Source organism: Kosakonia sp. SMBL-WEM22 (assembly GCF_014490785.1).
GTDB lineage: Bacteria > Pseudomonadota > Gammaproteobacteria > Enterobacterales > Enterobacteriaceae > Kosakonia.
The window spans coordinates 3,207,410-3,233,898 of the sequence record NZ_CP051488.1; the positions used below are offsets into that span (position 1 = coordinate 3,207,410).

Consider the following 26,489-nt stretch of genomic DNA (forward strand, 5'->3'; position numbering starts at 1 on the left):
TACCATTGCCGGATGGCGGCTACGCCTTATCCGGCCTACCAAAACGCGCCTTCAGCAACACCGGTGCGGCTTTTCTCTGCAATATGACAGCGATGGGGTTGTGTCCCCGCTGAAATCGGCGAACCGAAGCGGGAATGACAAGGTCTGGACGCCATGGATGGCGGACAGAGGCGAACCGAGACAGGATGTCGAGTCGAGCCGGCCGCAGTCAGGCACGCGGGAGGTGAGCGCAGTGCGCAGCTCCGATTTCCTCGCGGGGCCGCGGGGATTGACAAGGGGAGCGCGGCCGCTCCCCTTGTCCCGTTCACCGCACCGGTGATAAAAATATTCCGCCACACGCCTGGTGAACGGAACCCTTCCACCAAGGCAACATGCCGCCGCCAATGCCTGATGGCGCTACGCTTATCAGGCCTACGCCGTTTCAGCACCCCTGTAACCGTCGGCCAGATAAGCAGCGTTATATACCAGCAATCAGTGCTTAATACGCCGCGACCTCGCGCGCCATCTCGCGGCTATATTGCTGGCTGGCGTTCACCAGCATCCGGGTATAATCCGTTTGCTCCGCGCCGCTGACCAGCGCATCCACCGTTAAGGTTTCAAGGATTTTTCCATGCTGCATCACCGCCACTTTCTGGCAGAGATGGGCAATCACTCCCAGATCGTGCGTCACCATCAAATAGGTTAACTGCGACTCCTGATGCAGCGCCGCCAGCAGGTTGAGGATCTCCGCCTGCACCGAGACATCCAGCGCCGAGGTCGGCTCATCAAGTAGCAGCACCCGCGGCTCGAGGATCAGCGCCCGGGCGATCGCCACACGCTGACGCTGTCCGCCGGAGAGCTGATGGGGGTAACGTTCACGAAAGGCGCGGCTTAAACCCACTTTGTCCAGCAGCGTGTTGATGCGCCGATCGCGATCGTTAATGCCATGGATTTGCAGCGGCTCTTCGAGAATATCGCCGATGGTATGGCGCGGATGTAGCGAGCCGTAAGGGTCCTGAAACACCATTTGCACCAGCCGACAGCGCGGCCGGCTGAGGCGCTTCTCCAGCCGCTGATTATTAATCGCCAGATCGCCCTCCCAGTGGGTAAACAGCCCCGCCAGGCACTTCAGCACCGTGGTTTTGCCCGAACCCGATTCGCCCACCAGGCCATAAATCTCGCCCGGCTGCACGGCAAAGGTGACATCGCTCAACACCTGGTTGCGCTTCTCCCCTTCGCCAAACGCCAGATTCAGGTGGTTTACAGTAATCATATGGCTCTCCTCACTCGCCCAGCCAGCTGGCCTGGCGCTGCAACACCGGCAGTACCGGGCGGCGGTTGTGAATCTCCGGCAGGGCGTGGATTAACCCCTGCGTATAGGGGTGCTGCGCGTGATCAAGATCTTTGGCGGCGATAGATTCCACCACGCGCCCGGCGTACATCACCAGCACGCGATCGCAGAAGCTGCGCACCAGGTTGATATCGTGGCTGATAAAAATCAGCCCCAGCCCGCGCGATTTGACCAGATCGTCCAGTAGCCCCAGCACCTGCAAACGCACCGAGACATCCAGCGCGGAGGTCGGCTCATCGGCAATCACCAGTTCAGGGTCGGTGATCAGCATCATGGCGATCATGATGCGCTGCCCCTGGCCGCCGGAAATCTCATGGGGATAGAGGTGATAGACTCGCTCCGGCTGACGAATGCGCACCACATCAAGCATCTCCAGCACTTTCGCTTTCGCCGCCTTTTTCTGCCCCGGATGGTGCGTGAGCCAGGCTTCCGCGATTTGATCGCCGACGCAAACCACCGGGTTCAGGGAGTATTTTGGATCCTGCATAATCATTGAGATACGTTTGCCACGCACCTGGCGCATCTGCGCCTCGGTAACCTGTTGTAGATCGATATCGCCAAACTGCATGCGCTCGGCGGTGATCTTAGCTTTCGCCGGATGCAGACGCAGCAGCGCGCGCCCGACGGTGGATTTACCGGAGCCGGACTCGCCGACGATAGCCAGCTTCTCCTGACCAAGCGTAAAAGAGACGCCGCGCACCGCGTGGGTGACCGCGCCTGCGTTGACGAAATCGACATGCAGGTTGCGCACATCGAGAAGCGGCGAGTTATTCGCTGCGGGGATCGAGGATGTCACGTAAGCCGTCTCCTAAGAAGTTGAACGCCAGGCTGTTGATCAAAATCGCCAGCCCCGGAATGGTCACTACCCACCAGCACTCCATCATGTAGGTGCGCCCGCTGGAGATCATCGCGCCCCACTCCGGGTCGGGCGGCTGCGCGCCGAGGCCGAGAAACCCCAGCCCGGCGGCGGTCAGGATGATGCCCGCCATATTCATGGTGATACGGATAATCACCGACGGCAGGCAGAGCGGCACAATGTGTCGCCACAGCACGCGCAGTGGCGACGCGCCCTGCAACCGCACCGCCGAGATAAAATCGGCCTGGCGCAGCGACAGGGTTTCCGCTCGCGCCAGCCGCGCAATGGGCGGCCAGGCGGTGAGCGTAATGGCGATCACCACATGCTCAAGGCCGGGACCGAGGGCGGCGACAAACGCCAGCGCCAGCACCAGGCTTGGAAAGGAGATAAAGATATCGGTGACGCGCATCAGCACCATATCGACTTTGCCGCCAAAGTAACCGGCGGTGACGCCAAGCAGCAGGCCAAGCGGGCCAACGGTGACGGAGACCAGCAGCACGATATAGAGCGTAATGCGCGAGCCATAGACCAGCCGGCTGAAGATATCGCGGCCGAACTCATCGGTGCCGAACCAGTGTGCGGCACTCGGTGCGCTCAGGGCGTTGTCGAGATCCATTACCAGCGGGTGGTAAGGGGCAATCAGCGGCGCAAAGATCGCCACAATCAGCAACAGCAGGATGATACTGCCACCGATGGCGGTGAGCGGGTTGCGCGCCATTTTGCCAATAAACCCCGCCGTGCGGCCAAAGCCACGCTTGATGCGCTGGCTGCGCTCGCGGCGGGCGGCTGAAACAGGCGAATCAAAGGAGACCGTCATGATTTCGTCCTCGGATCAAAGAGTTGATAGAGCATGTCGGAGAGCAGATTCAGCAGCACGAAGATCACCCCCACCAGCAGCACGCAGCCCATCACCGCATTCATATCGCCGAGCAGCAGGCTGCCGGTGAGATAGGAGCCAAAACCGGGCCAGGAGAAGACCGTTTCGATCAACACCGCCCCTTCCAGCAGCGAGCCGTAGGCCAGCGCCACCACCGTTAACAGCTGAACGAGAATGTTGCGAAAGGCGTGATTCCAGATCACCTGCCGCTCGGTCAGTCCTTTCACCCGCGCGGTGATGATGAACTCCTGTGAGAGCTGCGCCAGCATAAAGCTGCGCGTCATGCGGCTGATATAGGCCAGCGAGTGAAAGCCGAGCAGCGACGCGGGCAGCACCAGGTGATTGAGCGCGTTCCAGAACACCTTGCCGTTGCCCGCCAGCAGCGCATCGACGGTAATCAAGCCGGTGCGACGCGGCACCAGGCCATCAAGCCCCAGATCGAGCCGCCCGGCGCCGCCGACCCAGCCGAGCCAGGCGTAAAAGAGCAGCAGCCCCATCATGCCGACCCAGAAAATGGGCGTGGAGTAACCGGCAAGGCTGATAATGCGCACCACATAGTCCGCCACGCTGTTGCGCCGCGCTGCTGCCAGCACGCCAAGGGGGATGCCCAGCCCGGCACCAACGATAATGGCGAAGGTCGCCAGCTCCAGCGTTGCCGGGAAGACGCGCAGAATATCGTCCAGCACCGGTTTGCCGGTCAGCAGCGCATTACCCAAATTGCCGTGCAGCAGGTTGTTAAGGTAGATGCCAAACTGCGTCATCAGAGACTGGTCAAAGCCGAGCTGATGGTAAACCTGCTGATAAGTGCTGTGATCGGCATCGGGGCCGACAATCGCCAGCACCGGATCGACCGGCATTACGCGGCCAATAAAGAAGGTCAGCAGCAGCAATCCGAACAGGGTGATCGCCACCTGGGTCAGGCGCGTCGACACCCGCCGGGCCCGCGAGCCGGGGGCAAGCAGTAGCATACTCATGGTTTCTCTCCTTCAGCGCCGTCGCGTTTGTAGACTTCACGCAGAAAGGTGGTTGCCGATGGGTGCGACTGAAAGTTTTTCACTTCATTGCGCACCACGACCGAATCGACCATTTGCGACAGCGGGATTAGCGCCGGGATCAGCTGGTCATAACGCACCTGAATTTGCTGATAATCCGCCTTCTGTTTGTTCGGATCGCGCTCCAGCAGCGCCTGGTCGATCATCTGATTGAGCTGTTTGTCGTAGAAACTGGTGCGCCAGCCCTGGAAGTTGGTCAGCCGCGCTTCGTCACTATTATCGGGGTTATAGACCAGCGCGCGCAGGCTGGAGTGCGGGTGCGGCTCGACGCCGCTGCCGCCGCGCCCGACCAGCATGTCGAACTTGCGCTCGCGCATCGCACCGTAGATCTGATTCCCGGTGCCGGTGATGATTTTGGCGTTGATGCCTGCCTGCATCAGCGTCGACTGCACGGCAATGGCGATGTTGAGAAACGGTTGATCGGCCAGCACGCGCAGCGTGGTATCAAAGCCCTGCGGGTAGCCCGCTTCCGCCAGCAACTTTTTGGCGCGCGGAATATCAAGCCGGTAGCCGGGGTCCGGCAGCGTTGAGGGCATTCCCGCTTTAATCGGCCGCTGATGCAGCACGCCATAACCCGGCATCAGCGCGTTGTTGATGCCCTGGTAATCAATCAGGTAGCGCACCGCTTCGCGCACTTTTGCATTGGCGAAGTGCGGCTCTTTCATGCTCATTGCTACGTAGTAGACCGTGCCCTTCTGCACCGCCTCGACGGTGACATTCGGGTCTTTTCGCAGCGCGTTGATATCCGATACCGCCATGTTGTTGGCAATATCCAGATCGCCTTTCGCCAGCATCAGGCGCAGGGTTTGCGACTCCTGAAAATGGCGCAGCACTACGCGGCTCAGCTTCGGCTCTTCGCGCCAGTAGTGCGGGTTACGCTTCATGCGCAGCACATCTTTCGCCTGCCAGGTCTCAAGCATAAACGGCCCGGAGCCCGCTTCGTTGGTGGTCAGCCAGCGGTTACCCCAGTCGTTATTTACCGCATGCTGCTGCACGGTTTTGCTGTCGAGCACACCCAGGTTCCCCAGCGCGCCGAGCGAGTAGAGCACCAGCTGCGGGTCATTGGCCTTCGGCAGGGTGATTTTTACCGTGTAGGCATCCGGGGCGCTGATCTGCTGATCGATATTCTTTTTGCTGAAACCGTAGGATTTCCAGACCGATGCCTGTGCGAGGTTGAGGTGCAAAAGCCTGCGCATCGACCAGACCACATCCTCTGCGGTTAAGGGGTTGCCGGAGTGGAATTTCACGTCGTCGCGCAGATGAAAGGTCAGGCTTTTGCCGTCCGGGTCGATAGTCCAGCTTTTTGCCAGCGCCGGTTTCACATTGGTCAGCTCGTTAGCGTCCAGTTCCACCAGCGAGTCGTAGAGATTGACGACAATCCCGACCACTTCGTTACCGGTCATCGCTGCCGGATCGAGGGTCAGCAGGTTGTTCATATTCATGCCAATGATGAGCTGATCGGGCGGCGTTTTTGCGAATGCCGCGCCGCTGCCCACCATCAACGAGAGCGCGAGTACGCACGCGCCCGCGAGGGAGGTTTTTTTCATCTATCTGTCGCCTGTAGGGTACGTTTTACCGGCGGGGTAAGTACCCAAACCGGCCTACGCGTCCCGAAAGTCAGTGCTCCCGGGCATTTTTTATTGTTCAGTCGTGGCTGACGGTGTTGGCTTCGATAAAGGCAAAGTTGATATCTTCCCCGAGTCCCGGGCGCTGCGGCAGATGCACAAAGCCCTCCTCATCCATCGGGTCGACGATGCTGTTGAGATAGGCGGCGGGCTGATCGTAATCAAGGAACGGGTGCAACAAGCCGCGCTCGTACCAGCGGCAGTTGCGGATCGCACCGATGACCGCAAGGCTTGCCGCACCGTTGCCGTGTACTTCGCAATCCATACCGAAGGATTCGGCGAGGTTCGCCACTTTCAGCGTCGGAGAAATGCCGCCCACACCGTTTGCGCCAGCGCGCAGAATGTCGCAGGCACCCGCTTTTACCCAGTCCGCGCGGCTGTGATGTTTTCCGCCGAGGCTCTCCGGGCCAATAATCGGGATCGATAAATTCTCCGCCAGCCAGGCGTAAGAGGACATGCTCTCCTCCTCCATCGGCTCTTCAAACCAGGCGAAGTTGAGCTTCTCTAACTCTTTGCCAATCCACAGCGCTTCGGTGCGGCTGTACCAGTGGTAGCCATCAATCATCAGATCGATATCGGGTCCGACCGCTTCACGCACCGCGGCGCAGGCTTTGATATCCATTTTCGGGTTCGGCGCGAACTTCACCGGCGGCATCCAGGTGTGCAGCTTGATCGCTTTATACCCGCGCGCCACCAGCGTTTCGGCAAAAGCGGCGTACTCTTCCGGCGTCGAGAGACCGCCCTCAAGATCGTCCCCGCACATGGTGCTGCCGTATGCCGGAACCTTATCGCGATAGCCGCCGAGCAGTTTGTAGACCGGCATATTGAGCTTGCGGCCAATCAAATCCCATAACGCCTGCTCCACAAACGAGAGCGCGCGCTCGGTCAACTGATGGGCGCTGCCGCGCTGCCAGTGCGCCAGGTCCTGCCAGATACGCTCGCGATTAAAGGGGTCCTGACCGACCATCACTTTGCGGAAGAAGGTGGTGAGCACAAAGGGACGGACCACTTCCGGCGGAGCGAATGAGTAACCGGTGCTGCCATCGTCTGCGGTGATGGTTAACATCGCCATCTTCGCCTGTGTCTCCGGCCCCGGATGGGAGTGTCCGGCGCTATCAGAGGCCCGCCGCGTGGGGTGCTGAAAGACGGTGACGTTTACAGATTCAATTTTCATTCCGTATCCTTGAGTTTTGAAAAGCTGTTTCAGAACAAAATATATGCACAAAACCTGGTCACATCCTCGGACAAATAGCGCTAAGCAGCGACCATTTTTTGGGCATGCGCACAAGGATGCGTGACACTTTTCACAAAAGGTTACGGAAATGTGATCGGAGTCCGTGGCGGAGAGACGCGAAGCATAGAGAGAAAGCCCCCTTCCTGGCGGAAAGGGGCAACAGCAGAGGTTACGCGATAGTGATCTTCTCGTCGAGGTAGACATCTTGTACGGCGTTAATCAACTTCACGCCGTCGGCCATCGTTTTCTTGAACGCTTTACGCCCGAGGATCAACCCCATGCCGCCGGCACGTTTGTTGATCACCGCCGTACGCACCGCCTCGGTGAGATCCGCCTCGCCGCCGGAAGCACCACCAGAGTTGATAAGCCCCGCACGCCCCATATAGCAGTTGGCTAACTGGTAGCGCACCAGATCGATCGGATTATCGCTGGTGAGCTTGCTGTAGACGCGCTCATCGGTATAGCCGAATTTCACCGCGTTATAGCCGCCGTTATTCTCCGCCATCTTCTGCTTAACGATATCCGCGCCGATGGTGGCGGCAATATGGTTTGCCTGGCCGGTGAGATCCGCTGAAACATGGTAATCGACGCCATCTTTCTTAAACGCGGAGTTACGCAGATAGGCCCACAGCACTGTCACCATGCCCAGCTCATGGGCGCGCTCAAAGGCGGTAGAGATCTCTTCAATCTGGCGGCGGGATTCCGGCGAGCCAAAGTAGATGGTTGCACCAACCGCTACCGCCCCCATATTGAACGCCTGCTCAACGCTGGCGTAGTAGGTCTGATCATAGGTGGTCGGGTAACTGAGGGTTTCGTTATGGTTGAGTTTCACAAGGAAAGGAATGCGGTGGGCATAACGGCGGGAGACCGAGGCCAGCACGCCGTAAGTTGATGCCACACAGTTACAGCCCGCCTCAATCGCCAGCTCAACGATATTTTTCGGGTCAAAGTAGAGCGGATTGGCGGCAAACGACGCGCCTGCCGAGTGCTCAATGCCCTGATCAACCGGCAAAATAGAGATACCCCGTCCCTGCCAGCCGCCCGTGGTTGTAAAGGGTCTGCATGTTTCGCAACACCGCAGGCGGGCGGTTGTTGTCGATCATTACGCGGTCGACATAGTCGTGTCCGGGCAGATAGAGCTGGTCGGCAGGAATGGTCATGCAACGGTGTTGCAGAAGGCTGTCGGCGTCTTTGCCAAGTAACTGCACAATATCAGTCATTACAATGCTCCCGTAAGCTTGCGCTTCGCGAATTGGATTGTCCTTACCCACCTTGCCTGGCGATGGGCAAACTAAGCCTGGTACTCTGGCGTCAGAATGTCCACCGTCGGGCATTTTTTCAGCTTATTCTGCTGGCACGTTTCGGTTTCTGATTTACCACCAGTGATGAAAGTGGTGAACCGGGCCGATACCCTCGCCCACTTCAAGCGTATCGGCCTGTGCCAGCGCAGCGGTAAGCCACGTTTTCGCCTCTGCAACCGTTTCAGCCCAGCCGTTATGGCGTGGACGCAGCGCCGCCAGCGCCGCCGAGAGTGTGCAGCCTGTACCATGGCTGTTTTTAGTTGCAATACGTACGGTGGTAAAGCGCTGTGCGCCATCGCGAGTAAAGAGCCAGTCCGGGCTTTCGGCGTCGTCCAGATGACCGCCCTTCATCAATACCGCCTCACAACCGAGCGCTAACAGGGCTTCGCCCTGCTGACGCATCTCGCGCTCGCTGCGCGCGTGGGGCGCATCTAACAGCACAGCCGCCTCCGGCAGATTGGGCGTGATAAGTGAAACCTGCGGCAGTAAATGCTGGCGCAGGGAGGCAACCGCCGATGGGGATAACAGCGGATCGCCACTTTTCGCCAGCATCACCGTATCGAGCACTACATTGCGCACCTGGTAATGGCGCAAGCGCTCCGCCACCGCTTCCACAATATCCGTTTCGGCCAGCATGCCAATTTTGGTGGTGTCGATGCGTACATCGCTCAACACCGAGTCCAGCTGGGCGGCAACAAAAGCAGGCTCAATGCGGTACACCGACTGCACACCGCGCGTATTTTGCGCCACCAGCGCCGTGATCACTGAACAGCCATAAGCGCCCAGCGCCGAAAAGGTTTTCAAATCCGCCTGGATCCCCGCCCCGCCGCTCGGGTCGGTGCCGGCAATGGTTAAGGCATTAATCCGTTTCATCATACCCCCTCCCCATTTGCAGCCAGTGCATCAAGAAAGGCGGGGACGAAACTGCCAGGGCCAGCGCTCTGCTTCACCGCGCGGCTACCCGCCTGCTTCATTATCCGGCAGGCTGACGCAACGTTGAGGAGCCGCCCACCCGGTAAGGCGCAGCAGGCGGCCACTACCGCTGAGAGCGCGCAGCCGGTGCCAACCACGCGCGTCATCAACGGATCCCCGCCGCTGACGCTCAGGGTTTCTCTACCATCGGTGATGTAATCAATCTCTCCGCTCACAGCGACGACTGCGCCGGTCTGTTGTGCCAGCTGCTGCGCTGCGGGCACCGCCGCCAGCGCACTGTCGGTGGTATCGACGCCGCGCCCGCCGCCTGGCATACCGGCCAGGGCGAGGATCTCAGAGGCGTTGCCGCGAATGGCGGCCGGTCGCAGAGAGAGGAGTTGCTGGCAGAAAGTGGTGCGAAACGCGAGTGCGTCAACCGCAACGGGATCGAGCGTCCAGGGCGTTTGTGCCTGGTTGGCGCGCTCGATTGCGGCGCGCATGGCTTCTGCGCGCTCGCGCGTCAGCGTGCCGACATTGATAAGCAAGGCATCGGCAATGGCGCTGAACTGCTGCGCCTCTTCGCTATCGATAACCATCGCTGGCGATGCGCCGAGCGAGAGCAGCACGTTGGCGGTAAAGGTTTGTACGACGTCATTGGTCATACAGTGAACAAGTGGGGAGAGTGTGCGGAGTTGCTGTAACGCGTGTGCAGCGTGCACAGGATCAAGCAGGTCAGGTTGCATCTTTTTTGCTCCTGCCCGGCGTGAAGAAGGGATGCCGGGCAGGCATCTGACTTCCCTACGCTGGCATTATCCAGATCAGGTGGTACGGGTATTTCTCAGCCTTCACAAAGAAGGGCACCCCGAGTCATAACATCAATAAATTGTGGTGAAACCGTTCAGTAGCTTAATGCTGATAGATGACAGTGTAAATGCGCAGTTGCCAACGCGCTCAGTGGCGAATCTGCGCCAGCTCCGCTTCGGTAAGCCCGGTCATGCTCATCACCGTGCTGCGATCGAGGCCGTTTTGCAGCATCGCCCGGGCGATGCGGAGCGCCTCTTCTTTGCGCCCCTTCTCGATACCGCGCTGCTCGCCGATCTCAAGGCCTATTGCGATACCTATTTGTTCAAGCTGCTGTGCAATTGTCATTAATTGGTCCTCATGCTGTGGCGCCTTGAGCGCCAGTTCACGTACAAAGGCGTGCGCATCTGCTGCCTCGCCAACGTACACCAGGTAGTTTATCAGCGAAGCTAATTGCTGTCGTGTGATGTGTTCGTTCACTAACAGCGTCGCGAGGCGGTCCAGAATTTCGCTTAAATCGCGCTGATGGATATGTTTTTGTAACAGCGTCAGCGCCGCCATACTGCGGTGATTCATTATTTCGTTATCCGGGATGATCGAGACATCAACGAGCGGAAAGCTGCTGCTATAGAGCTCTTGTGCAGTTGTCGGGCTGACAAACAGCTCTAACCAGTTCGTTGACCAGGGATAAGGGGTGCGCTTGCCGGTATAAAAAAGCAGGGGAATAACTAACGGTAGCGATTTATGTCCGGCATCGAGGTGCCTCTGCATCGCGGCAATCGCGTAACGTAGTAACCTAAAGGCCATATGGCGATCGGGGGTAGATTGATGCTCAATCAATACATGAATATACCCCTACCCTGCGCGTGTTTTCAGGCTGTAGAGCACATCACTGTAATAAGCCCGCAGGTTCTCTTCAACGAAACTGCCTGACTCCAACTTTAGGGTGCGTAAATCGCAGAGTGCCAGTAAATGCGCGGGCAAGTGAATTTCGATAAAATCCCTGGCCGTCGTCGGGTTGGTCAGAAACTGTTTGAATGCCGCATCGTGCGGCGTGGGGGTGATCTTTTTTTTGCGTTGCGTGATCGTATCGGTCATGAAGGATTTGCCTCCCTGGCTTGCGTTCTTTCCCTCTAAATAACATTAAAACCTGACCACGCCCAGATGTGCTTTTTCCGAAAAAAATTAATTAACTTTTCCTTTTACTTCATCAGCTTATGTGCAATGACTTTTAACTGCTGGGCGATCTCCTGCAGGTTTGCGCTCTGCTCCTGCAATGCGCCGGTTGAGTGACGCACAATCAGCCGTGCGGGCAGCACGGATGAACTGCGGGCGGCGTCGCCGTGGCCGCTGTCGAGCAGACGACGCACCGCCTCTTTGCCCTGCAAATCGAGATCCAGCGAGACAGTAGTTAACGATGGGTGGAAGAAGGAGCTTTCATAGGTGTCGTCATAGCCGATTACCGATTTCTCGCCGGGAATGGCAATCTGATGTTGATGAAATGCGCTCAGCACGCCAAGCGCCATCTGGTCATTCCCCACCAGCACCGCGCTAAAGTTGGGCGTTTCGCGCAGCATCTGCAGTGCCCCGGCGTAACCGCTCTGGGCATCCCAGTTGCCGTGGAACACTTTCACCGGTTTCAGGCCGTAGCTATCAAGCGTATCCACCCAGCTTTTCAGCCGCAGTTTTGCCGAGACGGAGCTTTCCGGCCCCGCCAACAGCGCGATATCACGGTGCCCTAAATCATAGAGATGTTTGACGCTCGCACGGGTACCGTCCGCCGGATTAAACGAAACATTAAACACCGAGCTGTAGGGGTCGACATCAAGAAACAGGCAGACAATATCGTCATTATCAGTCGCAATACGCTGGGCTTCATCGGTCTCCAGCGGCACGTTAATGATCACCTTATCAACCAGCTGCGACTTCAGTTCATTGATGGCGGACTGGATATCATGATTGACGTTCTCATCAATCATTGAGATCAGCACCTGGTAGCCGTCAAGATTGGCATAGCGTTTCACCGCCGCCGCCACCTGTGAAGGAGCATGCAGCGCCAGCGAGGTGGTCACCAGCCCAAGGGTCTGGCTCTGCTTACCGACCAGCTGCTGCGCCAGCCGGTTCGGCACATAACGCAGCAACTCTATCGCTTTCTCAACCTTGAGACGCGTGGCTTCGGATACATTGGCAGATTTATTGAGTACCCTGGACACGGTCTGATAGGAGACACCCGCATGGCGGGCAACGTCTTCCAACGTCGCGCTTTTAGACTTCATGGTCCGGTTCCTTATGTTGTTATGCGCCAATTGTAACAGGGCAGATCAAAAAAAACGCTCAATGCTCATTTCCTCGCCGCATCAGCCGTCATTAAGTATCACGCTCACAATACGCATAAATGTGAACAAATTCTCTACCTGTAACAAAAATCGCTGATTTATTTGCAGTTAATCACACATTTTAGATCCTCAGTTTGCCTGTTTTTACGTTTAAGCATTTTATGACTGCGATTATGTGAACGTAATACAAAAAAATAAGAGGAACACGATGAAGACTCCACTACGCACACTCTCTCTTGCGTTAGCCGCTGCGCTGACCTCAACCTCGCTGATGGCAGCCACCTCGGTACCCATCGATTTTCACGGCTACCTGCGCGGCGGCGTGGGCGTGTCGGGCGATGGCGGCCAGGTGGAGTGGCAGAAAAATAAGATCGGTCGTCTGGGTAATGAATCCGATACCTACGGCGAGCTCGAGTTGGGATCGGAAGTCTACAAAAAAGATGACGTTAGCTTTTACCTCGACAGCATGGTCAGCATGGTCTCCGATGGCTCGAACGATAACGAGACCACTATCGGCGACGATGCGCAGTTCGGCTTACGCCAGCTGAACCTGCAGATCAAAGGGCTGATCCCTAACGATCCCAACGCAGTGATCTGGGGCGGTAAGCGCTACTATCAGCGCCACGATCTGCACATTATCGATACCAAATACTGGAATATCTCCGGCTCCGGCGCGGGGATCGAAAACTACACCTTCGGGCCGGGCGCGGTCTCTTTTGCGTGGATCCGCGGCGATGCCAATGATGTCGATTACCGCGTCGATAACGACAATGACGTCAACATTAACTACCTCGACCTGCGCTATGCGGGCTGGAAACCGTGGGCGGGTGCGTGGACGGAGTTCGGTATCGACTACGCCATGCCGAACCCGACCAAAAAGCAGAAAGCCTATGGCGGGCTGTATGACGCGGATGATGGCGTGATGCTGACCGGTGAAATTAGCCAGGATATGTTCGGCGGTTACAACAAGCTGGTGTTGCAGTACGCCAACAAAGGGCTGGCGCAGAATATGGTGTCTCAGGGCGGCGGCTGGTATGACATGTGGAACTATGTCAATGACGCTACCGGCTATCGCGTGATCAACACCGGGCTGATCCCGATTACCGACCGCTTCTCCTTCAACCATGTGTTGACCTACGGCGCGGCCGAAGATACCACTGCCTTTACCGACAAATCCCGTCTGGTGTCGCTGGTTGGTCGCGCGCAGTATCAGTTCACCGAATATGTGCGTCTGATTGGTGAAGTGGGCGGCTTCTACCAGAAGGATAACTACAAAAACGGCACCAACTATAAGCAGAGCGGCGAGAAGTACACCATCGCGCTGGGTCTTGCCGATGGCTCCGATTTTATGTCGCGTCCGGAATTGCGCCTCTTCGCCTCCTATTTAAACGACTCTGAAGATGGCAAGGCATTCGAAGATGGCACCAAAAATAACACCTGGAACTTTGGTGTGCAGGTGGAAGCCTGGTGGTAAATAGCCATTATATTTATCGTTTAAAAAGAGTATCTAATTAACTTCGTTATTTATCTCCGACCCTTGCAGGTTTATATTGCCACTGCGTTCGTTATTTTTTATTTGGGATACCCGTTGCGGGTATCCCTTTTTTATTATTAACGGGCAGAAAAACGTTCCTCGAGTAATTTACGCAGCGCGTCAGACTGCTTGCCAAAAATAGCATGTACCTGTTGGCCGAGAATAATGACGCCCAGCGCGCCTTCATCCTGTAGTGCCTGCGAATCGACCCGGGTTAACTCTTTTACCGTGACGCGCAGGCGTGTCAGACAGGCATCAACCTGTTCAATATTCGTCTCGCCACCAAATGCCGCAGCCAGCCGCTCAATTTTCTCTCGCTCAGCATCGCTGAGCGGGGTAGCCGGTTTGGCTTCAGAGAAGTAATGCAGGAAGGACTTAAGGCTTACCATCGCAGGTCTCCGTAATCAGCAGATAAAAAAACGCCTGCCCGGATGGGCAGGCGCGCAGAGTGGGCTATGCCTCGCGGCGAACGACGCGGCAATCCCAGGGTTTGAGCGCCAGCGCACCGCTGACGGAGGCCTCGCTCAGGCAGTCGTGATAACCTGGCGGCAGCGTAATGTTCTGCTGCTGGGCGGTGAAGTTCTGAATAAAGACAAACGCCTGTTCGCCATCTTCCCGCGCGGTCGCCACCACGCCCGGCGGTAGCTCAACGTTAAGCGCTCGCGGCAGCGACAGCGTGTCAATAAGGTTGGCGAAGAAGTCCCGCTGGAACGCCAGATCATTACGCGAAGCGATATGCCAGGCTTTACCCTTGCCGAAGGCGTTAACCGTTACCGCCGGGCGACCAGCATAGAAATCATCCCGGTAGGTCGCCAGCGCCTGCGCTCCCTCAAGCTGGATCAGCTCGCAGAGATGGCGCACCTGATAGGGTCCCTGTAAGCCCGCCTCGTTGCCCGCCAGCCCCTGCACCAGGTTCCGCTCGTTATCGTCGAGGCAGTCAATCTCTTCCGCCCAGATGCCAAGCAGGTTGCGCAATGGGCCGGGGAAACCGCCCAGGTGGCAGAGATCGCTCTCGTTGACCACGCCGCTCCAGTAGGATGTGACCAGATGCCCGCCGCTGGCGACAAAGGTCTCGGCGCGTTCGGCGAAACCGTCGCGCACCATATAGAGCATCGGGGCGATCACCAGATGGTAGCGGCTGAGATCGGCATCGGCATTAATCACATCCACCGCCACGCCCTTCTCCCAGAAGGGGCGATAGTGCTCGTTAACCGTCTTTTCATACTCCATGCCTTTGTTACGCGGCCCCTGCGCATCATCCAGCGCCCAGCGGTTCTGCTGGTCGAAGATAATCGCCACCCGCGCCTCGGTGCGACAACCCATCACCGGAGTCAGCTTGCTGAGCATCTCGCCAAGGGCGGAGACTTCACGGCCAACGCGGGTATCAAGATGGCCGACATGGTCAATTACCGCGCCGTGGAACTTCTCCACCGAGCCACGGCTTTTGCGCCACTGGAAGTACTGCACCGAATCGGCACCATGCGCCACCGCCTGCAAAGAGGAGAGAATATGCATCCCCGGCTTTTTCAGTTTGCTGGTTGGCTGCCAGTTGGTGACGCTGGGCGTCGACTCCATCAGCACGAAGGGCTTGCCGCCTTTCAGCGTGCGCATCATGTCGTGATACATGGCGGTGTAGCAGGCGAGCTGGGTTTCGTCTTTATCGCGGTGCCACATCGGGTAGCTATCCCAGGAGATAAAGTCGATCGCCTCGGCAAGCTGCCAGTAGTCGTAATCGTAGAAGTACTCCATAAAGTTGGTGGTTACCGGCAGCGCCGCGTTGGCCGCCTTCAGCGGAGCGACTTCATGGCGGCAAAAGTCCGTCACCTGAGCGGTGTTAAAGCGTCGCCAGTCAAGGTTCAGGCCATGAATGGAGACTTCGCCCTGCGGCGCAGGCGACTCAATTTGCGACCAGTCGCTGTAGGTGTGGCTCCAGAAGTCGCTCCACCAGGCGTGGTTCAGCGCCTCCAGCGTCTGATAGCGCGCCTTCAGCCAGTCGCGGAACTTCTGCTGGCACAAATCACAGTGGCACTCGCCGCCATACTCGTTGGAGATGTGCCAGCCGAGCACCGCCGGATGCTGCCCGTAACGCTCCGCCAGCAGCGTATTGATCTTCAGCGTCTTTTCACGGTAGACCGGCGAGCTCATACAGTGGTTGTGGCGGCCACCGTGCAGGGCGGGCACGCGATCGCGCCCAACGCGCAGCACCTGCGGATATTTTTGCGACATCCATGCCGGACGCGCGCCGCTCGGCGTGGCGAGAAATATATGGATACCGGCGGCATATAATTTCTCAATGACCTCATCGAGCCAGGCGAAATTAAATATCCCCTCCTGCGGCTCGAGTTTCGACCAGCTAAATATCCCGACTGACATCACATTACATTTTGCCTGCTGCATCATGGCAATATCGCTATCAATAATACCGGGATAGTTTTCCCACTGCTCCGGGTTATAGTCCGCGCCATGCAATAGCGAGACGACCTTCGGGCTTAAAGGCGCAAATTTATTCATTATTCATTCCTGAAATTTACAACACGATAATTAATTAAAGACTTTCACCGACGGCAGCACTTTTCCCTGGCAATCAAACAGCGCCTGGTTTTCTCGCGCATTGCCCTCTTTCCAGTGGTCATTGATATATTTCATGCCAGCGGGCGTGGCCCAGCCGTTGCCCGGGACGGCAATCCAGGTCGGTTCCCAGTAGAAAATGCCCTTGCCGCGCTGGCCCTGCACATTAATGACCGACTGCATTAAATCGTGCACATAGTCATATTGCCCCTGCACCGTCGCCGGGTAGCCGCCCGCTTTCTCCTCTTTCGCCTGGAAGCTGTTCTCGGCGTTATCGCAGTTCGCCAGCGTATAGGCGTAGGCCGCCTCGACGACAATGACATCTTTGTTGTAGCGCTTGCTGATGTCATCCATGTTGGCCTGCAGGGCGCTGATTGGCCCGTTCCAGTAGGTGTACATCGACAGGCCGATCACATCAAAAGGTACGTTGCGTTTGGTTATCTCATCAAACCACCAGCGGAAGGTGTCATTTTTGGTGCCTTCGGCCAGGTGCAGCATGATCTTCACCTGCTCGCCGTTATTCAGGTTCTCTTTGACCCCATCGATTCCGGCAGTGAGCAGCCCGGCCAGCCGGTCAAACTCGCCGCCGCCCTGCCCCCAGCTTTTACCTTCCGGCCACAGCATGCCGCCATTGATCTCATTACCGATCTGCACCATGTCCGGCAACACGCCCGCCTGTTTAAACTGCGCAATCGTGTCGCGGGTGTAGTCATGCACCCGGCTTTTCAACTGCGGATAGTCGAGCTTCTCCCAGGCTTTCGGCTTGAACTGCTTGCCCGGATCGGTCCAGAAATCACTGTAGTGCAGATCGAGCAGCAGCTTCATGCCCTGCGCTTTTGCCCGCTTCGCCAGCGCAAGAGTGGTAGCGAGATCGTTATCGCCGCCGCCATAGGCATTGCCCTGCGCATCTTTTGGGTCAACCCACAGCCGCAGACGCACATAGTTGACGCCGTTGGCTTTCAGGATGGCCAGCGCATCTTGCGGCTGGTTTTTGTCGTTATAGAATTTCGCCCCGTGCTTTTCCGCATCGAGCAGCGTGGAGATATCCGCCCCTTTAATAAAGTCGGCCGGCATCCGGGTAAACGGGCGCGTAGTCACTGCGCTGGCAGAAAAACTGGCAGCGAGGCATACCGCCAGCAGAGCGGGAGTCAGTCTTTTCATATGCTTATCCTTTTGTACTGCCGGAGGTGAGGCCGGAGACGAAATATTTTTGTAACGCCAGGTAGAGGATCGCCACCGGTACTGCAATCAGCACCGCGCCCGCGGCGTAAGTGGTATAACTGGCACCCATTTTTTGCGCCACGAGGTTATAAAGCCCGATCGGCAGCGTGTATTTATCCGGCGTGCGCAAAATGGTACTTGAGAGGATGAAATCCCCCAGCGGGCCGGTGAAGGAGAAGAGTGCCACCACCGCGATAATCGGTTTCGACAGCGGCAGGATGATCTCGATAAAGATGCGGAAGTTGCTGGCACCATCCATGCGCGCGGACTCATCCAGATCGCGCGGAATGGCATCCAGGTAGCCCTTCATCAGATAGGTGTTCATCGGGATCATCCCGGCGACGTAGATCAGCACCAGCGCCATATGGCTGTTGATAAGCCCGAGCAGCTGCGAGAGAACGAAAATCGCAATCAGCGCCGAGAACTGCGGGATCATTTGCAACAGTAAAAAGAGCATCAGCCCGTTCTGGCGGCCTTTAAAGCGAAAGCGCGAAAAGGCGTAGGCGGTAAAGCTGACGCTGATTAAGGTCAGGATCATCGTCAACAGACTGATCTTCATCGAGTTCCAGTACCAGGTGAGGTAGTTGACCTGACCGTTAAAGAGATCGGCATAGTGCTGGAACGAAAGGTTTTCCGGGATGATCGAGGTACTGAGCAGGCTATTGCCGGCGTTCAGCGACGCACCAATCGTCCACACCAGCGGGTAGATAATCGTCAGCGACACCGCTGCTATCACCAGCCAGGAGAGCGTCAGGCGAATAACCTTCTCGCGGCGAATACTTTGTGATTGAGCCATTTTCTTCCCTTATGCCATGTCGTCGTTTTTGAACGATTTGGTGGCGCGGAACTGCCACAACGCCAGGCCGACAACAAAAATCGACAGCAGAATGGTAATGGTGGCCGCGATAGCGTACTGCGATGAGGACATCGTCAGCTTATAGATCCACGACACCAGAATGTCGGTGCCGCCCGCGTTCGCGCCGGCCACCGCCGGTCCGCCGTTGTTAAACAGGTAGATGATGTTGAAGTTGTTAAAGTTGAAGGTGTATTGCGTGATGATGATCGGCGCAATCGAGTAGAGCACCAGCGGCAGCGTAATGGTGCGCAGCCGGGTAAAGGTGCCCGCGCCATCCATCTTCGCCGCTTCATACAAATCGTCGGGAATCGCCTGCAATACGCCGGTAGTCATGGCAAAGACAAACGGGAAACCGAGCCAGGTCTGCATCATGATCAGCGCGGTTTTGGTCCAGAAGGGATCCGTCAGCCACGGTTTCGGGTCGATGCCGAAGAAGGCGAGGATCGCGTTGTTGATCACGCCAAAGGAGTCGTTGAACATCCCGGCGAAAACCAGAATAGTGACAAAACCCGGCACCGCCCACGGCAGGATAAAAATGGTGCGCACCAGCGGCTTAAAGCGCAGATCTTTCTGGTTCACCAGGATCGCCAGCAGCACGCCGACACTGCACTGCAAGGTGGTCGCCAGCAGCGTCCACACCACCGTCCACTGCAGCACGTCAAAGAAGGTTGAGCGCCAGATCGACAGGGTAAAAATATTGATGAAGTTCTTTAATCCCACCCAGTCGACCAGTTTAGCGGGCGGTGTGTGGTAGAGGTTGTAGTTGGTAAAGGCGATGGCAAAGCCGAAGAGGATCGGGAAAATCACCACGAACACCAGCAGGATAAAGCCCGGGCTAATCATCAGGTAGGGAAAGCCGTCGCTGAGCAGCATCTGGTACTGCTTGCGCACGCTGTTGAGCGGCTTTCCGGCATCGCGTTTTTTGCCATTCAGCCACGCATCGCGCATTGAGAGCCCCCACACCATCAGGCCAAAGGCGATGATCAGCACGCTGATGATCCCCTCTGCAAGCAGGAAGATGGAGTTATCGCGCGGCACCTCTTCGCCAAGGGTGTATAACCCCCACAGCCCTTCGCGCAGAAAATCAGAGAAGATGCCGGTAAAACTCGCCAGCAGCACAAGAAAGATAAGGCCTTTCAGCCACTGGCGATGGTAGAACTGGCCAAAGCCCGGCACGATGGCCAACAGCAGCCCGCACCACGCGTGACGCCCTGCGCCGGGCGCTTTGGCAAAATGTTCGCTGGGACTGATAATCACGTACGACTCCTTTTCGACAACGGGAGGTCACCCTCCCGTTTCTGTACCAACACGCGGTTACTGGTTACTGGCCTGCATTGCTTCGACCTGCATCTGGATCTGCTTAGCTGCGGCATCCAGCGCCGCCTGCGGAGCCTGCTTGCCGGTCAGGCTCAGCTCCAGCGCAGCATTCGCCGGGCCCCACACTTCACCCATCTCCGGAATGCCCGGCATCGCGGTTGCACGGGCGGCCTGCACCGCAACGGCGCTCGCCTTCTCATCGTTTTTGATCACCGGATCGTCAATCATCGCTTTCTGCGCCGGGATTTCGCGCGTGGCGATATAGCGCGTTTTCACGTACTGCGGCTGGTTGATAAACTCGATAAATTGCTGCGCCAGCGCTTTGTCTTTACACCAGGTAGAGACGACATAACCTTTCACGCCGAGGAAGGAACTCATCGGTTTGCCATCCGGCAGGTTTGGCAGCGGTACCACGCCGTAGTTGATGCCGGCGGCTTCGTAGGGCTGGAACGCCCACGGGCCATTGATCACCGCCGCCGCTTTTTTCTCAGTAAACAGCGAATCGATGGCGTTCAGCCCGTTATCGCCGAGGATCCCCGATGGGAATACCCCTTCGGCATAGAATTTTTTCAGGAAGGTAACGGCTTCTACCGCGCCGGGTTTATTGAGGCCGATATCCTGCGGGTTATAGCCCCCTTTGTCGTTTTTACCGAACAGATAGCCGCCCATTGGGCCGATCGCGCCCCAGCTGTAGTAAATCTGATCGAACTTCGCCAGCAGGCCATATTTGTTCTGTGCGCGCTCTTTTTTCGAGTAGTCGAGCCACTCCGGCAGGCTTTGCAAAGGCTTGTCGATAAGATCTTTGTTGTAGATCAGCACCAGCGTCTCTACCGCTTTCGGCACGCCATAGAGGGTGTTGTCGAGGCGGAAGGCGTTGATGGAGGCAGGCGTAAAGGCGTCAACCTTTTCTTTGTCCAGATTCAGGGGGGTCAGCAGCCCTTGCACAACTGCGCCGCCCAACTGATCATTGGGGATCACCAGCACATCCGGGCCGATGCCTGCCGGACCATCGAGGCGCAGTTTCTCCAGTTGCTGGGCGTAGGGCATCTCCTGCACGTTTACTTTAACGTTATATTTCTGCTCAAAATCGCGCACCGCATCCTGGATGCCGGACGATTTTTTGATGTCTTCCCAGACATTGAGTTGCTGTGCGGCGGCGTGCGCCTGCAGGCCGACAAGCTGCCCGGCGGCAAGCGTTGTTAAAATCAGTGCGGTAAGGGTCTTCTTTTTCATTATCAACCTCATGTCAAGGTATAACAATTTCATGGTTTTTATGGCGCATCATCAGGTCATCACTCTGGTAAACCACCTGATATTGCAGGGCTTAAGACGTATTTATTCGCCTTATCAGATTTGTTATACGCTACGCTTTAACCAGCGATAAAACGAGAATAAACGTTGCGTTATGTGACCAATGTTACAGAAATGAAAATTGAGTATAGGGCGCTAAATCCGTGGAAGTTATAGTCAGGCCATGATTTTTCGCCGTTGAGCAGCACTGTCTCCTGATTGTTATACGTAAAACAAAACAGCTGACAAACGGCCAGTAACGGCTATTACATTCGGGGAACGTTGATGTCCAATATACGACTGAGAAATGTCACCAAGCGGTTTGGCGACACGGTGACGCTGAACAATGTCAATCTATCGATTGATGATGGCGAGTTTGCGGTGTTTGTCGGCCCCTCCGGCTGCGGGAAATCCACCATGCTGCGCATGATTGCCGGTCTTGAGGAGGTGAGCGAAGGCGAAGTGTTGATTGGCGATGAAGTGATGAATGATGTCGCGCCCGCCCATCGCGGTGTCTCGATGGTGTTCCAGTCCTATGCGCTCTACCCTCATATGACCGTCGCGGAGAACATGGGCTACGGGCTGAAAGTGAACAAAGTGCCGAAAGAGGAGATCCGCCGCCAGGTGGAGATGGTGGCGAAGACCCTACAACTGAGCCACCTGCTCGATCGCAAACCGAAGCAGCTCTCCGGCGGTCAGCGCCAGCGTGTCGCCATTGGCCGCGCGATTGTGCGCAACCCGCGCGTCTTTATGTTTGATGAACCCCTCTCTAACCTCGATGCCGAGCTGCGCGTTGAGATGCGACTGCACATTGCGCGCCTGCACCAGGAGCTGAAAACCACCATGGTCTATGTCACTCATGACCAGGTGGAAGCGATGACGCTGGCGGACAAAATTGTCGTGATGAACTACGGCAACGTTGAGCAGATGGGCTCGCCCATGTCGCTCTACTACAACCCGAAAAACAAGTTTGTCGCCGGCTTTATCGGCTCGCCGAAGATGAACTTCCTGCCCGCCACGGTAAGCCAGTGGCAGCCCGGCGAAGTGACTATTGCCCTTGCTCAGGGCCACCAGCTGACTCTTGGCATCACCACCTCACCGCTGGAGGTGGGCGCAGCGATTACGCTCGGCATTCGCCCGGAGCACCTCTCGACCAATATGACGGGCGGCGTGCCGCTTGAGTTTCAGTGCGAAGTGGTGGAGCGGCTGGGCAACAACACCTATCTGTTTGGTCAATGTTATGGCCACGACAATATAAAAATCCTGCTGCCGGGCGATGTGCATTTCCGCCCATGGCAGAAGATCCCCCTCGCCTTCGACAGCAGCCACTGTATGATCTTTGACGAGCAGGATCAGCGTGTCAGCGCCGATATCCCGGTGCCCAACCACGATTTGTAACGCCCAGGCCGGAGCCATCCGGCACTGCATTTTCACTCGAGCGCGATAAGTGCTGCTCCATTTTGCGGGTTTTTCATCAAAGCTGCGTTGTCTACCCTTAGTGGCAGTGATGAAAACCAACAAAACGGAGCCTGTTATGAAAGCCATCGCCATTACCCGCGCCGCCGCAGGCGGCAGCAACCTTGATGCCCTCACCGATATTGACCTGCCGCAACCGCAAGCCAGCGGTCACGATCTGCTGGTGGAAGTAAAAGCCATCTCCGTGAACCCGGTGGATACCAAAGTGCGCGCCGGTTTTAATGCCGATGCGCCACGCGTGCTCGGCTGGGACGCGGTAGGCGTAGTAAAAGAGGTCGGCGAGGCGGTCACGCTGTTTCAACCGGGCGATGAAGTGTGGTACGCCGGCGCCTTAACCCGACCGGGAAGTAACAGTGAATATCAGCTGGTTGATGAGCGCATTGTGGCGCGCAAGCCCACTTCGCTCGATAACGCTTCTGCCGCCGCCCTGCCCCTGACGGCGATTACCGCCTGGGAGCTGCTGTTTGACCGCCTCGCTGTCAAAGAAAATGGCAACGACGGCGATGTGCTGCTGATTGTCGGTGCTGCGGGTGGGGTCGGTTCGATTCTCACGCAGCTGGCACGCCAGCTGACCCGTATGACGGTGATCGGCACCGCCTCGCGCCCTGCCAGCCAGCAGTGGGTGAAAGATCGCGGCGCGCACCACGTGATTGACCACAGCAAGCCGCTGACCGAAGAGCTGGCGCGGATCGGCATTAAAGAGGTGACCCACGTTGCCAGCCTCACCAATACGCAGGATCACTATCAACAGCTGATTAACGCCCTCAAACCGCAGGGCAAACTGGCGCTGATTGACGATCCTGACAGCCTGGATGCGATGCCGTTGAAAGCGAAGAGCATTTCGCTGCACTGGGAATTTATGTTTACCCGCTCGATGTTTACCACTGACGATATGATCGCCCAGCATCAGCTGCTGACGCGGGTGGCGGAGTTGATCGACAGCGGCGTGCTGAAAACCACGCTGGGCGAGCACGGCGGTGCGATCACTGCCGCTAACCTGCGTAAGGCCCATGCGCTGCTTGAGAGCCAGCGCGCGGTGGGCAAAATCGTGCTGGAGGGATTTGCGGGCTGATCCTGCCAGGATTACTCCCAAACCTGCCGGGCGGAGAGCGAAATTCGTTCTCCGCCCGCACTGCTTTTTCCTGGGTTTGCTTACACTTTTTACCAAAGCGTTATTTTTTGCTGGTTGCTCCGCTGTCTGTAAACGGCAATGATGTCGTGCTATTTATGCAACTACGTGAAATGTATAAGAACAACCTGGAGAGAGTATGCGTAAAACAAAAATGATGCTTCTGGGTGCGCTGCTGGCGACGGCTTCGGCTACCTATGCTGAAACTCCGCCCGCGTCGCCGCCTGCAAGCGGCACACAGTCATTTGAAGTGAAAGAGTTTGTTGCCGACTTTACCAAATTCACCATTGGCGACACGGTGCCGGAGATGTACCGCAGCGACGATTACAACATCAAGCAGTGGAAGTTGCGTAACCTTCCCGCGCCGGATGCCGGCAGCCACTGGACCTACATGGGCGGCAACTACGTGTTGATCACCGATGCCGACGGCAAAATCCTCAAAGCCTACAATGGCGACATTTTCTATCATCGTTAACCGGGAGCGCCTGTGATTATCCGCCGCTGGCAGGAGAGTGACAGGCCGTTTCTGCGTACCCTGTATCTGCATGCCCGTAAAGAAGCCTGGACCTGGCTGGATAGCAGCGACTGGTCGCTGGAAGATTTTGACTCCGCGACGCTGGGAGAGGTGGTTTGGGTAGCAGAGGAAGATGGACATCGGATGGGGTTCGCATCGGTCCTGGAGAATGACAACTTCCTGCATAACTTGTTTATCGACCCGGTGTTTCAGGGAAAAGGTGTCGGCAGCGCACTGCTTGAGCATGTGCAGAGCACCTTTACCAGCACCGGCGCGCTGAAGTGTTTGCTGCGTAATAACCTGGCGCTCAACTTTTACCAGCGCCACGGCTGGCGTATTGAAGCCAAAGGCGTCTCTCCGCAGGGGGATTATGTGCTGATGCACTATGTGTTGAAGTAGGTTTTGTCATTTCGTAGGCCTGATAAGGCGAAGCCGCCATCAGGCAATCGATGCCGCGATACAATGCCGGATGGCGCGTAAACGCTTATCCGGCCTACGCCGTTCCAGCCGCAACTGTTTTCCATTCGATGCCCATCTTACAGCGGCGGTGTTGACCCCCGCTGAAATCGGCGAACCGGAGCGTGAATGACAAGGTCTGGACGCCATGGATGGCGGACAGAGGCGAACCGAGACAGGGAGCGAGTCCCGGAACGGGCGAGTAAGTCGAGTCGAGCCGGCCGCAGTCAGACACGCGGGAGGTGAGCGTAGTGCGAAGCACCGATTTCCTCGCGGGGCCGCGGGGATTGACAAGGGGAGCGCGGCCGCTCCCCTTGTCCCGTTCACCGCACCGATGAGTAAAACATTACGCCGCACGCCCGGTGAACGGAACCATTCCACCAATCCAACCCCATTGCCGGATGGCGCGTAAACGCTTATCCGGCCTACGCCGATTCAGCGGATTAGTTACCGTAGGCCGGATAAGGCGGAGCCGCCATCCGGCAATTGTGCCGCGGTGAGAATGCCGGATAGCGCGTTACACGCTTATCCGGCCTACACCGTTTCAGCGGCATCGTCAATCACACTGCGCGGAACGCGATCTCTCCTGGGATGATTTCACCCTGCCAGTAAAGCTGGGCGGCTACGCGGCCGGCGAGGTTGCGGTAAATGGCGGTGAACTCGCTGTCCGGGCGGCTTATCACCGTCGGCGTCCCCTTATCGAGATCTTCACGCAGCGAGATATGCAGCGGCATCTGGCCCAACAGTTGCGTGTGATACTGCTCCGCCAGCTTCTCTGCGCCGCCAGTGCCGAAAATCGGCTCATGGTGACCACAGTTACTGCACACATGCATGCTCATGTTCTCAACGATGCCGAGCACCGGCACCTCCACTTTCTCGAACATCACAATGCCTTTTTTAGCATCAATCAGCGCGATATCCTGCGGCGTGGTCACCACCAGCGCGCCGGTGACTGGAATATTTTGCGCCAGCGTCAGCTGGATATCACCCGTGCCTGGCGGCATATCGAGCACCAGGTAGTCGAGATCTGGCCACATGGACTCCTGCAACATCTGCAGCAGCGCTTTGCTGGCCATCGGCCCGCGCCACACCATCGCATTATCATCCGTCACCAGATAACCAATTGAGTTGGTTGCCAGGCCATGGGCGATAATCGGCGCCATATGCGTGCCATCTGGTGATGTCGGACGCTCATTTTCCGCGCCCAGCATCATCGGGATCGACGGGCCGTAGATATCGGCATCGAGAATACCGACTTTCGCCCCTTCCGCAGCCAGCGCCAGCGCAAGGTTAACGGCGGTAGAGGATTTCCCTACCCCGCCCTTGCCGGAGCTGACGGCGATAATATTTTTCACGCCGTTAACGCCCGGCTGGTTTTTCACCCGCTTCAGGGTGGCGATATTGTGCGACAGCTTCCAGTCGATGGCGCGCGCGCCGGTCAGACGCAGCAGCTCGGCGCTGCACTGAGCTTTCAGCTCTTCGAAAGCGCTACTCCAGACGAACGGCATCAGCAGCTCGACGTGCAGGGTCTCATCCAGCCATGCAACATGGTGGACGGCTTTCAGTGCTGTCAGGTTATGTTTGAGGGTGGGGTGCTGAAAATCGGCCAGCGTCCCGGTGACAATTGCCCGTAAGGCTTCCGGGGATTTGGCCTGGGATTGCGAACTCATCCCGACTCCTTTGTAGTTGTTCTGAAAACGACATTTGTAGCGCTCAAGTTTACCCCAAAGGGAATAATTATCCATTTATGGATTAATGCCCTTATCGCTTGGCGCGATTGTTACCCTTTTGGTAATATCGAAAA

At 57.1% G+C, this 26,489-nt stretch carries 21 protein-coding genes, 2 pseudogenes and 1 riboswitch; of the genes and pseudogenes, 5 read left to right on the forward strand and 18 right to left on the reverse strand.

Annotated elements, in window-relative coordinates; genetic code table 11:
- Positions 1-478: 478 nt before the first annotated feature.
- The 11 genes and pseudogenes from HF650_RS15440 to HF650_RS15490 form a co-directional block, all read right to left on the reverse strand.
- Positions 479-1,252 (reverse strand): ABC transporter ATP-binding protein, encoded by a 774-nt coding sequence (locus tag HF650_RS15440; RefSeq protein WP_187799387.1) that lies wholly within the window; start codon positions 1,250-1,252, stop codon positions 479-481.
- A 10-nt stretch (positions 1,253-1,262) separates the two neighbouring features.
- A complete protein-coding gene (locus HF650_RS15445; RefSeq protein ID WP_187799388.1) occupies positions 1,263-2,126 on the reverse strand; it encodes an ABC transporter ATP-binding protein in 864 nt (287 codons plus the stop codon).
- Positions 2,098-3,003 carry an ABC transporter permease gene (locus HF650_RS15450; RefSeq protein ID WP_187799389.1) on the reverse strand — a complete coding sequence of 302 codons (906 nt, stop codon included), beginning with the start codon at positions 3,001-3,003 and terminating at the stop codon, positions 2,098-2,100. The genes HF650_RS15445 and HF650_RS15450 overlap by 29 nt, the downstream gene beginning before the upstream one ends.
- Positions 3,000-4,037 carry an ABC transporter permease gene (locus tag HF650_RS15455; RefSeq protein ID WP_187799390.1) on the reverse strand — a complete coding sequence of 346 codons (1,038 nt, stop codon included), beginning with the start codon at positions 4,035-4,037 and terminating at the stop codon, positions 3,000-3,002. The genes HF650_RS15450 and HF650_RS15455 overlap by 4 nt, the downstream gene beginning before the upstream one ends.
- Positions 4,034-5,662, reverse strand: coding sequence for an ABC transporter substrate-binding protein (locus tag HF650_RS15460; protein ID WP_187799391.1), 1,629 nt, complete (start codon positions 5,660-5,662; stop codon positions 4,034-4,036). Before HF650_RS15460 ends, HF650_RS15455 begins: the two co-directional genes overlap by 4 nt.
- A 97-nt stretch (positions 5,663-5,759) precedes the next feature.
- Entirely contained in the window at positions 5,760-6,914 is a 1,155-nt protein-coding gene (locus tag HF650_RS15465; RefSeq protein ID WP_187799392.1) for a mandelate racemase family protein, read from the reverse strand.
- A 229-nt stretch (positions 6,915-7,143) separates the two neighbouring features.
- Positions 7,144-8,194, reverse strand: a pseudogene (gene fbaB, locus HF650_RS15470) (class I fructose-bisphosphate aldolase).
- Between the two features lie 153 nt (positions 8,195-8,347).
- Positions 8,348-9,148: a bifunctional hydroxymethylpyrimidine kinase/phosphomethylpyrimidine kinase gene (gene thiD, locus HF650_RS15475; RefSeq protein ID WP_187802709.1), complete on the reverse strand. Its 801-nt coding sequence runs from the start codon at positions 9,146-9,148 to the stop codon at positions 8,348-8,350.
- A complete protein-coding gene (gene thiM / locus HF650_RS15480; RefSeq protein WP_187799393.1) occupies positions 9,148-9,930 on the reverse strand; it encodes a hydroxyethylthiazole kinase in 783 nt (260 codons plus the stop codon). Before thiM ends, thiD begins: the two co-directional genes overlap by 1 nt.
- Positions 9,931-9,965: 35 nt before the next feature.
- A riboswitch (TPP riboswitch) is annotated at positions 9,966-10,062 on the reverse strand.
- A gap of 76 nt (positions 10,063-10,138) precedes the next feature.
- Positions 10,139-11,086, reverse strand: a pseudogene (locus tag HF650_RS15485) (Rpn family recombination-promoting nuclease/putative transposase).
- Between the two features lie 104 nt (positions 11,087-11,190).
- Positions 11,191-12,264 (reverse strand): LacI family DNA-binding transcriptional regulator, encoded by a 1,074-nt coding sequence (locus tag HF650_RS15490; protein ID WP_187799394.1) that lies wholly within the window; start codon positions 12,262-12,264, stop codon positions 11,191-11,193.
- Positions 12,265-12,532: 268 nt separating this feature from the next.
- Here HF650_RS15490 and HF650_RS15495 point away from each other — a divergent pair, with 268 nt between their 5' ends.
- The gene (locus HF650_RS15495; RefSeq protein ID WP_187799395.1) at positions 12,533-13,798 is read left to right on the forward strand and encodes a maltoporin; all 1,266 of its coding nucleotides are present in this window, start codon (positions 12,533-12,535) and stop codon (positions 13,796-13,798) included.
- 137 nt (positions 13,799-13,935) lie between these two features.
- Here the strand turns inward: HF650_RS15495 and HF650_RS15500 are convergent, their stop codons facing one another.
- From HF650_RS15500 to HF650_RS15525, 6 genes are all read right to left on the reverse strand, one after another.
- On the reverse strand, positions 13,936-14,247 hold the full coding sequence (locus HF650_RS15500; protein WP_187799396.1) for a glucose PTS transporter subunit EIIB: 312 nt from the start codon (positions 14,245-14,247) through the stop codon (positions 13,936-13,938).
- Positions 14,248-14,311: 64 nt separating this feature from the next.
- The gene (locus HF650_RS15505; RefSeq protein WP_187799397.1) at positions 14,312-16,369 is read right to left on the reverse strand and encodes a beta-galactosidase; all 2,058 of its coding nucleotides are present in this window, start codon (positions 16,367-16,369) and stop codon (positions 14,312-14,314) included.
- 30 nt (positions 16,370-16,399) lie between these two features.
- Entirely contained in the window at positions 16,400-17,587 is a 1,188-nt protein-coding gene (locus HF650_RS15510) for an arabinogalactan endo-beta-1,4-galactanase (protein WP_187799398.1), read from the reverse strand.
- A 4-nt stretch (positions 17,588-17,591) separates the two neighbouring features.
- On the reverse strand, positions 17,592-18,443 hold the full coding sequence (locus HF650_RS15515) for a sugar ABC transporter permease (protein WP_042716650.1): 852 nt from the start codon (positions 18,441-18,443) through the stop codon (positions 17,592-17,594).
- 9 nt (positions 18,444-18,452) lie between these two features.
- The gene (locus HF650_RS15520) at positions 18,453-19,760 is read right to left on the reverse strand and encodes a sugar ABC transporter permease (protein ID WP_124967835.1); all 1,308 of its coding nucleotides are present in this window, start codon (positions 19,758-19,760) and stop codon (positions 18,453-18,455) included.
- Positions 19,761-19,817: 57 nt separating this feature from the next.
- Positions 19,818-21,053, reverse strand: a complete 1,236-nt coding sequence (locus tag HF650_RS15525; protein WP_187799399.1) for an extracellular solute-binding protein — start codon at positions 21,051-21,053, stop codon at positions 19,818-19,820.
- A gap of 342 nt (positions 21,054-21,395) precedes the next feature.
- Between HF650_RS15525 and HF650_RS15530 the strand changes: the two genes are divergently transcribed.
- From HF650_RS15530 to HF650_RS15545, 4 genes are all read left to right on the forward strand, one after another.
- Positions 21,396-22,508 carry an ABC transporter ATP-binding protein gene (locus HF650_RS15530; RefSeq protein ID WP_187799400.1) on the forward strand — a complete coding sequence of 371 codons (1,113 nt, stop codon included), beginning with the start codon at positions 21,396-21,398 and terminating at the stop codon, positions 22,506-22,508.
- A 136-nt stretch (positions 22,509-22,644) separates the two neighbouring features.
- Positions 22,645-23,658: a zinc-binding alcohol dehydrogenase family protein gene (locus HF650_RS15535; RefSeq protein WP_187799401.1), complete on the forward strand. Its 1,014-nt coding sequence runs from the start codon at positions 22,645-22,647 to the stop codon at positions 23,656-23,658.
- A 196-nt stretch (positions 23,659-23,854) separates the two neighbouring features.
- Positions 23,855-24,190 (forward strand): RcnB family protein, encoded by a 336-nt coding sequence (locus HF650_RS15540; protein WP_187799402.1) that lies wholly within the window; start codon positions 23,855-23,857, stop codon positions 24,188-24,190.
- 12 nt (positions 24,191-24,202) lie between these two features.
- Complete coding sequence (locus HF650_RS15545; protein ID WP_187799403.1) at positions 24,203-24,628, forward strand: GNAT family N-acetyltransferase; 426 nt, start codon at positions 24,203-24,205, stop codon at positions 24,626-24,628.
- A gap of 617 nt (positions 24,629-25,245) precedes the next feature.
- Here the strand turns inward: HF650_RS15545 and apbC are convergent.
- Entirely contained in the window at positions 25,246-26,355 is a 1,110-nt protein-coding gene (apbC, locus tag HF650_RS15550) for an iron-sulfur cluster carrier protein ApbC (RefSeq protein ID WP_187799404.1), read from the reverse strand.
- Between the last annotated feature and the right edge of the window lie 134 nt (positions 26,356-26,489).

Bases quoted from the DNA above. Each gene is read 5' to 3' on its own strand.
- thiM (WP_187799393.1), bottom strand. From the start codon at position 9,930: ATGCAACCTGACCTGCTTGATCCTGTGCACGCTGCACACGCGTTACAG.
- HF650_RS15530 (WP_187799400.1), top strand. From the start codon at position 21,396: ATGTCCAATATACGACTGAGAAATGTCACCAAGCGGTTTGGCGACACG.
- HF650_RS15450 (WP_187799389.1), bottom strand. From the start codon at position 3,003: ATGACGGTCTCCTTTGATTCGCCTGTTTCAGCCGCCCGCCGCGAGCGC.
- apbC (WP_187799404.1), bottom strand. From the start codon at position 26,355: ATGAGTTCGCAATCCCAGGCCAAATCCCCGGAAGCCTTACGGGCAATT.
- HF650_RS15440 (WP_187799387.1), bottom strand. From the start codon at position 1,252: ATGATTACTGTAAACCACCTGAATCTGGCGTTTGGCGAAGGGGAGAAG.
- HF650_RS15540 (WP_187799402.1), top strand. From the start codon at position 23,855: ATGCGTAAAACAAAAATGATGCTTCTGGGTGCGCTGCTGGCGACGGCT.
- thiD (WP_187802709.1), bottom strand. From the start codon at position 9,148: ATGAAACGGATTAATGCCTTAACCATTGCCGGCACCGACCCGAGCGGC.
- HF650_RS15500 (WP_187799396.1), bottom strand. From the start codon at position 14,247: ATGGTAAGCCTTAAGTCCTTCCTGCATTACTTCTCTGAAGCCAAACCG.
- HF650_RS15505 (WP_187799397.1), bottom strand. From the start codon at position 16,369: ATGAATAAATTTGCGCCTTTAAGCCCGAAGGTCGTCTCGCTATTGCAT.
- HF650_RS15535 (WP_187799401.1), top strand. From the start codon at position 22,645: ATGAAAGCCATCGCCATTACCCGCGCCGCCGCAGGCGGCAGCAACCTT.
- HF650_RS15490 (WP_187799394.1), bottom strand. From the start codon at position 12,264: ATGAAGTCTAAAAGCGCGACGTTGGAAGACGTTGCCCGCCATGCGGGT.
- HF650_RS15515 (WP_042716650.1), bottom strand. From the start codon at position 18,443: ATGGCTCAATCACAAAGTATTCGCCGCGAGAAGGTTATTCGCCTGACG.
- HF650_RS15510 (WP_187799398.1), bottom strand. From the start codon at position 17,587: ATGAAAAGACTGACTCCCGCTCTGCTGGCGGTATGCCTCGCTGCCAGT.
- HF650_RS15465 (WP_187799392.1), bottom strand. From the start codon at position 6,914: ATGAAAATTGAATCTGTAAACGTCACCGTCTTTCAGCACCCCACGCGG.
- HF650_RS15495 (WP_187799395.1), top strand. From the start codon at position 12,533: ATGAAGACTCCACTACGCACACTCTCTCTTGCGTTAGCCGCTGCGCTG.
- HF650_RS15525 (WP_187799399.1), bottom strand. From the start codon at position 21,053: ATGAAAAAGAAGACCCTTACCGCACTGATTTTAACAACGCTTGCCGCC.
- HF650_RS15455 (WP_187799390.1), bottom strand. From the start codon at position 4,037: ATGAGTATGCTACTGCTTGCCCCCGGCTCGCGGGCCCGGCGGGTGTCG.
- HF650_RS15460 (WP_187799391.1), bottom strand. From the start codon at position 5,662: ATGAAAAAAACCTCCCTCGCGGGCGCGTGCGTACTCGCGCTCTCGTTG.